Below are 8,380 nucleotides of genomic sequence, written 5' to 3' on the forward strand. Positions count from 1 at the left end.
ACCGTCGAACGTACTCTATTTATCCGCGCGGCACGGCCGCATCACGTCCCACAATCGATGATCAAACCGCAAGACATGATGCATATGGGTATCGTTTGTCGATATCGATCGCTTTGAGCAATCTTGTAGCCATTGGGCTACATCGGTGCCTGTTTCATCAATTTTTGTATCCCAGGGGATACAAAATCGCGGATGGCAATTTGTGCCTCGGGGATCGGTGATTGAAGCCGCCGGCTTCTCGGATACGGGCACGGCCGACAATGGAAGAGAAGTGATCGGGCGCTCGGAATTGCCTGGAGAGCGCGGGAAAGGGAGTTGATGCGGGCCACCGAGCAACACGGCGAGCGCCGCCCATTTGATGACCAAACCGCAAGACCTAGTGCATAGATATCGTTTGCCGCAGCGTTAATGACTATCGACAATCGTGGCTCGAATTCCCGCCGTTGGCGCCAGAAGTGCCTTGGCGGGCGGCACCTGTCGGCTATCCCGGCCGTCGCTGCCATCCAGCTCACGACGACATGTACGCGTTCACGCCCTCATTCCAGAATCCTGCCGGTTCGCCGATCCGCGAGCTGTTCAAATACCTCTCCGAGCCGGGGATGATTTCGTTCGCCGGCGGTTACCCGGCCAGCGACCTGTTCGACGTCGACGGCCTGAACGCCGCCGCCGAACGCGCATACGCGCAGCCGGTCCGCTGCCTGCAATACGGCCCGACCGACGGCCTCGCCGAACTGAAGCAGCAACTGATCGCGTTGATGGCGCGCCGCAACGTGACGTGCACGCCCGCCGAACTGCTCGTCACGACCGGCTCGCAGCAGGGCCTCGATCTGCTATTGCGCGTGATGGTCGGCCCCGGCGACGTCGTGCTGACCGAACAGCCGGCGTACCCGGCGACGCTGTCGGCGATGCGTCTGCAACAGGCGCGCATCGTCACGATCCCCGTCGACGGCGAAGGGCTCGACGTCGACCGCCTCGCGTCGCAACTCGCATCCGGCGCGATCGCGCAGCCGAAGCTGCTCTACACGGTCCCGACCTTCGCGAACCCGACCGGCGCGACGCTCACGCGCGAACGCCGGCTGAAGTTGCTGCGCCTCGCGGTGCAATACCGTTTCCTGATCGTCGAGGACGATCCCTACGGCGACCTGCGTTTCGCGGGCGAACCGGTGCCGTCGATGCTTGCACTCGCGAACGACGTCGAAGGCGCGCGCGACTGGATCGTGCATTTCGCGAGCCTGTCGAAAATCGTCGCGCCGGGGCTGCGCGTGGGCTGGACGATCGCGCCGGCCGAAATCGCGCGGCGCTGCGTGATCGCGAAGCAGACGGTCGACCTGTGCAGCACGCCGTGGACGCAAGCCACCGCCGCCGAGTATCTCGCCGACTGCGCACTCGAACGCCATCTGCCGCGCATCACGGCGGCCTACCAGCGCAAGTGCGACGCGATGTGCGACGCGCTGCGCGACGGTCTCGGCGACGCGATCACGTTCCATCGTCCCGAAGGCGGGATGTTCGTGTGGGCGCGCATCGGCGCGGTGTCGTCGGACGTGCTGCTGCAACAGGCGATCGCGAACAAGGTCGTCTTCGTGCCGGGCAAGGCGTTCTTCGCGGACAACGTCGACGCGGCATCGCTGCGGCTGTCGTTCGCCGCGCCCGATGTCGACGCGATCCGGGAAGGCGTGGCGCGCCTCGTGCGCGCGTATGGTGCGGCGCTGGCCGCGTGAGGAGACACACATGAACATGATCATCAACCACACCGCATGGATGGACGAAGCGCCGGGCATGGCCGATATCCGTCCCGTCGAGCACAAGTCGTCGCAGATCAGCGCGGGGCCGCAGTACGTGGCCGACGTACTCGGCCGCTTCGGCGCGGAGTCGACCGACACGCGTGACGCCGCACCGGCCGTCCTCGGCTACAACTGAACCCCGCGGCGGCGGGCTCGCAAGGAAAGCTCGTCGCCGAAACGGTTAAGCTGTCGCGATCGAATCGCGCAGGATCGCCACGCCATCATGTCGGACACCGACTCCCCTTCCGAATCGCTGACGGAGACGTACGACCGCCTTTGGTCCTGCCTCGAGTCCGGCGTCGGCACGCAGCGCTCGCCGTTCACGATGCTGCAGGCCGCGACGCTCGGCCTCGATGGTGCGCCGAAGGTGCGCACCATCGTGTTGCGGCAAGTGAGCCGCGCCGATCGCCTGCTGTCGTTCCATACCGATGTGCGTTCGGAGAAGGTCGCGGAATTGCGCCGTGACGCGCGTATCGCCATCGTCGCGAACGATCTCGATTCACTCGTGCAGATTCGCGCGGAAGGCGTGGCATCGATCTGCGACGACGAAGCGCAACGTCGCGCGGTCTGGCAATCGAGCCGTCCGCATACGCTGCTGCTGTATCGCGCACCGCTGCGCCCGGGCACGCCGATCGGGTCGCCCGAAGAGGCGCACGTCGCGGCAGGCGCAACCACAGGCACATCGGCCACCGACGACGGCTACCGGAACTTCTGCCTGCTCCACGTCACGGTGACGCGCATCGACTGGCTCGAACTCGCGCGCAGCGGCCATCGCCGCGCGGTGTTCGACGTGAACGACGACGGCTACGAAGGCCGTTGGGTCGCGCCCTGACGGCGACGTCCGCGTTTTTTTGCTACAAACGCGTACAAGTCAGACAAATCCCCGATACATCAGACCTTTCGAATGGGCAACGCCGCGTGACCGGCGTGTGCCCGAATGAAAGCGAAGGCGCGCTCGGACGCGCGGCATGTTCACTTTCCACTTCACGAAAGGAGATGCCGAACGATGTCTTCCACACCGTTTTCCCCGACGCGTCGCCACCTGCTGGCCACTTCCGTGGCCGCTGGGGTCTCCGCGATGCTGCCCACCGCCGCGCTGCGTGCGGCCACCGGCGGCGACGGCATACGCCCGTTCACCGCCCATATCCCCGACGACGCACTGGCCGACCTGCGCCGCCGCCTTGCCGCGACGCGCTGGCCGGGCCGCGAGACCGTCGCCGACGAATCGCAGGGCGTGCGGCTCGCGCGCATGCAGGCGCTGCTGCGTTACTGGGGTACCGAATACGACTGGCGCAAGGGCGAGGCGCGCCTGAACGGCTTTCCGATGTTCATCACCGAGATCGACGGGCTCGACATTCACTTCATCCACGTGCGCTCGCGGCACGCGAACGCGATGCCGATGATCATGACGCACGGCTGGCCCGGTTCGATCTTCGAGCTGCTGAAGGCGATCGGCCCGCTGACCGACCCGACCGCGCACGGTGCGAGTGCCGACGATGCGTTCCACGTCGTCGTGCCGTCGCTGCCGGGCTTCGGTTTCTCGGGGCGTCCGGCGAAGACGGGCTGGGGCTCCGACCACATTGCGCGTGCCTGGGGCGAGCTGATGGCGCGGCTTGGCTATACGCGCTTCGTGTCGCAGGGCGGCGACTGCGGCTCGGTGATCTCGCACCGGATGGCGATGCAGCGCGTGCAGGGCCTGGCCGGGATTCACGTGAACATGCCGGCGACGGTGCCGCCGGACATCGCGACGCTGCTCCAGACCGACGCGCCGGCACCGGCGTCGCTGGCGCCGAAGGAGAAGGCCGCGTACGAGAAGCTCGCGACGTTCTATCGCGACAACTGCGGCTACTCGGCGATGATGGTCACGCGTCCGCAGACGGTCGGCTACGCGCTGGCCGATTCGCCGTCGGGGCAGGCCGCGTGGATGTACGACAAGATCTCGCAGTGGACCTACAGCGGCGGCGTGCCCGAACGGTCGATCCCGCGCGACGAGATTCTCGACGACATTTCGTTGTACTGGCTGACCAACACGGCGACGTCGGCCGCGCAGATCTACTGGGAGGATCACTCGAACAACTTCAACGCGGTGGACATCTCGCTGCCGGCGGCGATCACGGTGTTCCCCGGCGAGATCTACCAGGCGCCGCGCAGCTGGGCCGAGCGCAGCTATCACAACCTGATCTACTTCAACGAAGTCGACAAGGGCGGGCATTTCGCGGCTTGGGAGGAGCCGGAACTGTTCGCCCGCGAAGTGCGTGCCGGGTTCCGGCCGTTGCGTCGCGCGTAAGCGTGGCTTGACGGGAAAACGCGGGCCGGTAGCGATGCCGGCTCGTGTCGCGCGTCGCGCGCGGCCGACCGCGAACGCCCGTTTCCGCCACGATTTTGAATCGCTGTATGTCGTACCCGAACACAGATACGTTGGGATACAAAGCGTCCGGGCGGTTCGGATATAAAACCGGTGAAGCGATTCACACGGCGGTGCGGTGCGATGCGCCGCCGCCGTGAATGGCGATACCGCATCGCCCGCACGTGCCGCGGGCCCCTTTCTTACCGATCGACAATGGAGAACGCGTCATGCCTGATACCGTCAACACCCGCCGCCGCCTGATTCTGGGCACGACACTCGCCAGCCTGAGCCTGGCCGACCTCGGGTTCGGCTCGCTGGCGCGCGCGCAGTCGGCGCCCGATGCGTCGACGCCGAAGCGCGCGGCCGGCGCGGCGTCGCTCGGCAAGATCCATCAGATCGACGCGGGCGTGCTGAACGTCGGGTATGCGGATCTCGGGCCGAAGAACGGCCCGGTCGTGTTTCTGCTGCACGGCTGGCCGTACGATATCTACAGCTACGCGGACGTTGCACCGCTGCTCACGGCGGCCGGCTTTCGCGTGATCGTGCCGTACCTGCGCGGCTACGGATCGACGACGTTCCGCTCGGCCGACACGGTGCGCAACGGCCAGCAGGCGGTGACGGCCGTCGACATCGTCGCGCTGATGGATGCGCTCAAGATCGACCGCGCGGTGTTCGGCGGCTACGACTGGGGTGCGCGCACGGCCGACATCATCGCGGCACTGTGGCCGCAGCGCGTGAAGGCGCTGGTGTCGGTGAGCGGCTACCTGATCGGCAGCCAGGAGGCGAACCGCAAGCCGCTGCCGCCGCAAGCGGAACTCCAGTGGTGGTATCAGTTCTACTTCACGACCGAGCGCGGCGCGCTCGGCTACGCGGAGAATCGTGATGCGTTCAACAAGCTGATCTGGCAGCTCGCGTCGCCGAAGTGGCAGTTCTCCGACGAGACCTTCGCGCGCAGCGCCGCGTCGTTCCAGAACCCCGACCACGTGGCCGTCGTGATCCACAACTATCGCTGGCGCCTCGGGCTCGCGCAGGGCGAAGCGCAATACGACGACATCGAGCGGAGGCTCGCGGCCGGCCCGGCGATCACCGTGCCGACGATCACGATGGAAGGTGATGCGAACGGCGCGCCGCATCCGCAGCCGGCCGCGTATGCGAAGAAGTTCACCGGCAAGTACCAGCACCGGACGATCACCGGTGGCATCGGCCACAACCTGCCGCAGGAAGCGCCGCAGGCGTTCGCGGATGCGATCCTGCAAGTGGAGCATCTGTGATGCAGGCAGGTACCTCTGGTGTCGTGCATCGCGGCGCGCGCCGTGCGCTCGTCGCGGGTGCGCTGCTGGCCGGTGCGTTGTCCGCGAGCGGCCCGGCCGCTTTCGGGGAGCAGCCGAAGCCGGCCGCGTCGCCGATCTACGGCGTGACGATTCCGCCCGGCTATCGGAAGTGGGAAATGGTCGCGCCGGCCGAGGAAGCGGCACCGCTCGACGAATTGCGCGTGGTGCTCGGCAACCCGGTCGCGATCCGCGCGCTCGAACAGGCGACGCTGCCGTTTCCGGACGGCGCGATCCTCGTGAAGCTCGCGTACAAGCGCAAGCAGTCCGACGAGTTCGCGCCGGCGACGGTGCCCGGCCAGGCGACGACCGTGCAGGTGATGGTGAAGGATTCGCGTCGCTATGCATCGACGGGCGGCTGGGGCTTCGGGCGCTTCATCAACGGCGTGCCGGCCGATATCGGTCAGCACCAGACCTGCTTCGCGTGTCATCAGGCGCGCGTGAAGAATCACGACTATGTGTTCACGCGGTTTGCGCCTTGAGGGGGCGAGCGTGGCGGAACCGGCGAATGCGTGTCGTGTGGGGTACGCCGTTCGCCGTTCACCATCGTTCTGATCGCCGGTGCTGAATTGCGGGTGGAGCGGCGGTGCGAACCCGGTCGCCAACGATTGCGCCGCCGCGTAGATTGCGTCACCACGAATAGCCTTGCATGCCGTAGTCGGTGTCGTGTCGACGACCCCACCAGGGGAGGTACGCGTTATTGCCGCCGCGTGCGCGGAACCAGTCTTGGTCCGGATCGATCGGCGTGAGCTTTGACGGTGGTCTGACGACGACGGCGACGGGGTGCTCAGGATCGGTCGTGCCTGCGACCAAGGCGTTACCGCCGAAGTGGTTGATCCGGCCGATCGCGAGTGCGACGTCGGTCAATGCGCTGCCGGTTCCCATGTCGCCGAGCAGGGCTGCCGTGTTGAACGTCTGATTCGTGTGGTCGTATTCCGGAAGGGTTTCCGTCAACGTCCGCGCGAGCGAGACAACGCGTAACGACGCTGCGTCGCTGGGTACACCTGCGTCGTGGACGATGTAATTCAGGTCCGTGACCGCGACACCGGCATTGCGTGCTGCTTCGTCGATCGTGGCTTTCCATGCCTGCACCGTTCGCGTCGTGCCGACCTTCGGCGAAAAATCGTGCGTGTTGCCGGTTGCGGCCTTGCCGATCCAGGCGAGCGGTTCGCGCTCGGTGTTGAAGTTCGGGCCCGCGAGGAACAGCACGACGAGGTTCTCGTTGATCTGCGCATCCGTGGGCGGGAAGTTCGGGGCGTCCCAGTTCATCACCCATACGGTCTTGTCGGGGTTTTTCTGCAAGTAGCCCAGCGCGTTGTTCAGCGACGTGAAGCCGGCGTTTGCGCCGCCTTGGGTGATTTGCAAGTCGGGAGGCGTGTCGCGGCTCCAAAGCGTCTTGGGTGACGGCGGGCCAATTTCGAAGAAGTTCATCATCCGGTCGACCATGCGCGACTTGGCAAAGGCCGGATCGAGTCGGGGCGGAACGGCGGCTTCGACGCGTATGCCGGCGAGTTCGCGCCAATGGCCTTGGTTTTCTGGCTTTACCGTGTAGAAGTAACCTGAGTTGCTAAAGTAGCGCGAGCGCAGGAGGAGAATGAACTTATCAATGTACTTCGCGTAGAAGCCCTTGAACGTTTCCTCGCCCTCGTTGCCGTAAACCAATGCTCCGATGGAGCGAAGTGACGAAAATTTTTCGGGCTTCGTGCGCACCATGTCGTCATTCTTGTTCGGTTTGGTAAGCCCTTGCGCCCACAACAATTGCCATTCGGTGGGGTAGTCCATCCGTTGCAACGGATTCAACCACATCAGCCCGACAACCTGAGCGGTGAATGGCATCGCCGGATCTTCGGCTGCTGGTGTTGAATTCGCCGCAGGCTCTCTAACAGGGGCGGCGTGTGCGGAGCGCATCGTGGCCGTAGTGAAGAGAAACACCGTGAGCGCAGCCAGTCCAGGTACGACAAAGTATCGTTTCATCCAATCCCCTACTTCCAAATGTGCCGGGTCGGGTTGTTCTACATGAGCCATCAGCGAGGCCATGAGAACAGTGGTGATTAACCAAACCGAAATGGCAACGGCGATACGTCGTGGTCGCGTAGTAATCAGTGCCCTCATACGGCACCTCCGACCTTCAAATAAAGCTGACCTTCCCGCTCATCCACGATCGCGAGCGGCATCTTGCCTTCGCTTTTCTCGGTGTGTACCCATTCGGGGAGAGGTGTTCTATCGAGAGTTCCAGACGCAAAATAGTCGGCGTACTTCTTGTTCGGATTTTCCAAGGGGATTCCATCCCCTATCCTCCAATCCGCCTCTATACGCAACGCTTTGAGTTGCTTCTCCGTTACGTAGCACAAGCCCACCGCGACGTCATACGCAAGCGCCTTTTCAGCATGCTCGGGGTTGGTCATCGTCGTTGAGTGATTCGTCGGGCTGTTGGTCGCGCCGCGATCGAGCCAATCGACGATCTGCTTGTCGCGCCAATCCTTGTAGCCTTCGGGCATCGCGCTCTTGCCATCCTCGCCGATCACGTGGCCGTCTCGGTCTAGCCACTCCGTGTTCAATGTCCTACGTGCCTCTATTCGCATCAATGCGCGGTCCTCGTAACGCTGCCCGGCTTCGGTTGCGGCGGTACCTCGGGCGACACTGTCCTGGTTCTTCGCCTTGTACTGGTCGTAGGGGTCGTCGGCTCGCTTTTCGGCATCGGTCTTGCTCGCGTCGCGCCAAGCAGCCGGCGGATCGTTGCCTTCGTTGAAGTCGCTGATCGCGTCACCGTCCCTGGTCGCGACTGACTTGCCGAATCGCAATGCCTTCGGCGGGAAAGGTTCGTCAAGCGCCGGGGCATCCGCAACGACCGTCCAGCCCTTCGGCGGATCGGCGTTCACGCGGAGCATGTTCAATGCCGAACTGATGCCGGTCACGACGAACAT

Annotated in this window: 7 protein-coding genes and 1 pseudogene; 6 read left to right on the top strand and 2 right to left on the bottom strand. The window is 64.6% G+C overall.

From position 1 onward, the window contains the following. Nucleotides 1-518: 518 nt before the first annotated feature. From DIE04_RS28175 to DIE04_RS28205, 6 genes are all read left to right on the top strand, one after another. Nucleotides 519-1,718, top strand: coding sequence for a PLP-dependent aminotransferase family protein (locus DIE04_RS28175; protein WP_124523365.1), 1,200 nt, complete (start codon nt 519-521; stop codon nt 1,716-1,718). Between the two features lie 10 nt (nt 1,719-1,728). Continuing rightward, nucleotides 1,729-1,917 carry a hypothetical protein gene (locus tag DIE04_RS28180; protein WP_124523366.1) on the top strand — a complete coding sequence of 63 codons (189 nt, stop codon included), beginning with the start codon at nt 1,729-1,731 and terminating at the stop codon, nt 1,915-1,917. Between the two features lie 87 nt (nt 1,918-2,004). Then, the gene (locus DIE04_RS28185; protein ID WP_124523368.1) at nt 2,005-2,613 is read left to right on the top strand and encodes a pyridoxamine 5'-phosphate oxidase family protein; all 609 of its coding nucleotides are present in this window, start codon (nt 2,005-2,007) and stop codon (nt 2,611-2,613) included. Nucleotides 2,614-2,787: 174 nt separating this feature from the next. After that, entirely contained in the window at nt 2,788-4,068 is a 1,281-nt protein-coding gene (locus tag DIE04_RS28190) for an epoxide hydrolase family protein (protein ID WP_124523370.1), read from the top strand. Between the two features lie 287 nt (nt 4,069-4,355). Further along, the gene (locus tag DIE04_RS28200; RefSeq protein ID WP_124523374.1) at nt 4,356-5,399 is read left to right on the top strand and encodes an alpha/beta fold hydrolase; all 1,044 of its coding nucleotides are present in this window, start codon (nt 4,356-4,358) and stop codon (nt 5,397-5,399) included. After that, complete coding sequence (locus tag DIE04_RS28205; RefSeq protein ID WP_124523376.1) at nt 5,399-5,938, top strand: cytochrome P460 family protein; 540 nt, start codon at nt 5,399-5,401, stop codon at nt 5,936-5,938. The genes DIE04_RS28200 and DIE04_RS28205 overlap by 1 nt, the downstream gene beginning before the upstream one ends. Nucleotides 5,939-6,086: 148 nt before the next feature. Here DIE04_RS28205 and DIE04_RS28210 read toward each other — a convergent pair whose 3' ends face one another. Together DIE04_RS28210 and DIE04_RS28215 are read right to left on the bottom strand one after the other, a co-directional pair. Beyond that, nucleotides 6,087-7,568, bottom strand: coding sequence for a virulence factor (locus DIE04_RS28210; RefSeq protein ID WP_260426318.1), 1,482 nt, complete (start codon nt 7,566-7,568; stop codon nt 6,087-6,089). Next, nucleotides 7,565-8,380: pseudogene (locus tag DIE04_RS28215) on the bottom strand (hypothetical protein); the annotation flags it as partial. The gene DIE04_RS28210 and the pseudogene DIE04_RS28215, both read right to left, overlap by 4 nt.

Origin of the sequence: Burkholderia sp. Bp8994 (genome assembly GCF_003853805.1) — a bacterium.
In the GTDB taxonomy this organism is placed as follows: domain Bacteria; phylum Pseudomonadota; class Gammaproteobacteria; order Burkholderiales; family Burkholderiaceae; genus Burkholderia.

Excerpts from the sequence above, each read along its gene's own strand:
- DIE04_RS28175 (WP_124523365.1), top strand. The coding sequence starts at position 519 with ATGTACGCGTTCACGCCCTCATTCCAGAATCCTGCCGGTTCGCCGATC.
- DIE04_RS28180 (WP_124523366.1), top strand. The coding sequence starts at position 1,729 with ATGAACATGATCATCAACCACACCGCATGGATGGACGAAGCGCCGGGC.
- DIE04_RS28190 (WP_124523370.1), top strand. The coding sequence starts at position 2,788 with ATGTCTTCCACACCGTTTTCCCCGACGCGTCGCCACCTGCTGGCCACT.
- DIE04_RS28185 (WP_124523368.1), top strand. The coding sequence starts at position 2,005 with ATGTCGGACACCGACTCCCCTTCCGAATCGCTGACGGAGACGTACGAC.
- DIE04_RS28210 (WP_260426318.1), bottom strand. The coding sequence starts at position 7,568 with ATGAGGGCACTGATTACTACGCGACCACGACGTATCGCCGTTGCCATT.
- DIE04_RS28200 (WP_124523374.1), top strand. The coding sequence starts at position 4,356 with ATGCCTGATACCGTCAACACCCGCCGCCGCCTGATTCTGGGCACGACA.
- DIE04_RS28205 (WP_124523376.1), top strand. The coding sequence starts at position 5,399 with ATGCAGGCAGGTACCTCTGGTGTCGTGCATCGCGGCGCGCGCCGTGCG.